This is a genomic window from Streptomyces sp. GC420 (genome assembly GCF_009916105.1).
Lineage (GTDB): Bacteria > Actinomycetota > Actinomycetes > Streptomycetales > Streptomycetaceae > Streptomyces.
Genome location: NZ_JAAAXQ010000703.1, coordinates 1 through 1,839 on the forward strand (window position 1 = coordinate 1; position 1,839 = coordinate 1,839).

Here is a 1,839-nt window from a genome sequence, read left to right on the forward strand (position 1 = left end):
GCCCAGCACATGCACCTTCACCAGCTCTCCGATGTGCGGATCGCGGCGCCTGAACGCCTCCACGAGCGCGTCGTGCTCCTCGGCGTACGACTGCTGCCGGGTCCCCAGCCAGCGGATGGAGAGCGCGGTGAACACCTCGATGCCCAGGCTCTCCCACGTGTGGAGCAGCACACTGTTGCCGGCCGCCCGCACCATCTCCCGGTGAAAGGCCACCGTGTGCCGCACCTGCGCCTCGCCGTCGGCCTTCCGGTCCGCCTCGTACAGCGCCGCGACCTCGGGCTCCAGAGCCGAGACGTCCTCCGCGAGCCGTTCCGCCGCCAGTTCGGCCGCGATCTGCTCCAGGCCGGCCCGCACGGGGTAGATCTCCTCCAGGTCCGCGGCCGTCAGGTTCCGCACCCGCACGCCCTTGTTCGGCGCCGACTCGATCAGCCGCAGCGCCTCGAGCTCCCGCAGAGCCTCCCGTACGGGCGTCTGGCTGACCTCGAGCTCCACGGCGATCCGGCGCTCCACGATGCGCTCGCCCGGCTGCCAGCGACCGCTGACGATGCCGTCCACGATGTGCTCGCGGATCTGCTCACGCAGCGAGTGGACGACGGGCAGGGTCATGGGGTGCTCCTCACACAGGGCGGCGTTCGCCATTATCTCCCCCCACGACGCGTGTAGCTGTCACCGAGTGCCGCGGAGGAGGGGTGACGACCGGCACACAGCACCGAGCCCCCGGCCGGGTGATCCGACCGGGGGCTCGAAGCCGTACGGGTTCGTCCGGGCTCAGAGGCCGAGTTCGACCTCGAACTCGCCGGCCTCCAGGATCGCCTTGACCGCCGTCAGGTAGCGGGCGGCATCGGCGCCGTCCACCAGCCGGTGGTCGTAGGACAGCGACAGGTACGTCATGTCCCGGATGCCGATTGCGGTGCCCTCGGCGGTCTCGACGACCGCCGGGCGCTTGACCGTGGCACCGATGCCGAGGATCGCGACCTGGCTCGGCGGCACGATGACCGTGTCGAACAGGGCGCCGCGCGAACCGGTGTTGCTGATGGTGAAGGTGCCGCCCGACATGTCGTCCGGGGTCAGGCCGCCGCTGCGGGCCTTGCCCGCCAGCTCCGCGGTCTTCTTGGCGATGCCGGCGATGTTCAGGTCGCCCGCACCCTTGATGACCGGGGTCATCAGGCCCTTCTCGGAGTCCACCGCGATACCGATGTTCTCGGTGTCGAAGTAGGTGATCGTGCCCTCGTCCTCGTTGATCCGGGCGTTGATGACCGGGTGGGCCTTCAGCGCCTGGGCCGCGGCCTTGACGAAGAACGGCATCGGGGAGAGCTTGACGCCCTCACGGGCGGCGAAGGCGTCCTTGGCCTGGTTGCGCAGCTTCATCAGCTTGGTGATGTCGACCTCGACCACCGAGGTCAGCTGCGCCTGGTCGTGCAGGGCCTTCTTCATGTTCTCGCCGATGACCTTGCGGATGCGGGTCATCTTGACGGTCTGGCCGCGCAGCGGCGAGACCTCCAGGGCCGGGGCCTTCCCGGCCGCCGGGGCGGCGGCCGCGGCGGGGGCCGGGGCAGCGGCGGCGGCCTTCGCGGCCTCGGCGGCGGCGAGGACGTCCTGCTTGCGGATGCGGCCACCGACGCCGGTGCCCTTGACGGCGGCCAGGTCGACGCCGTTCTCGGCGGCGAGCTTGCGCACCAGCGGGGTCACGTAGGCGCCCTCGGCCTCGACGGCGGTCGGGGCCGGGGTGACCGGAGCGGTGGGAGCCTGCGCCGCCGGAGCCGGAGCCGGAGCCGGAGCCGGAGCCGGAGCCGGAGCCGGAGCCGGAGCCGCAGGGGCCTGGGCCGCAGGGGCCTGGGC

The 1,839-nt window shown here is 71.8% G+C and carries 2 protein-coding genes; both read right to left on the reverse strand.

Features of this window, described 5'->3' with window-relative positions; genetic code table 11:
* Positions 1-606, reverse strand: a 606-nt coding sequence (locus tag GUY61_RS37930; RefSeq protein ID WP_166634833.1) for a GntR family transcriptional regulator, incomplete at its 3' end; no start/stop codon positions are given.
* A 162-nt stretch (positions 607-768) separates the two neighbouring features.
* Positions 769-1,839 (reverse strand): 2-oxoglutarate dehydrogenase, E2 component, dihydrolipoamide succinyltransferase (gene sucB, locus GUY61_RS37935; RefSeq protein ID WP_166634834.1); only part of this gene is annotated, 1,071 nt, incomplete at its 5' end.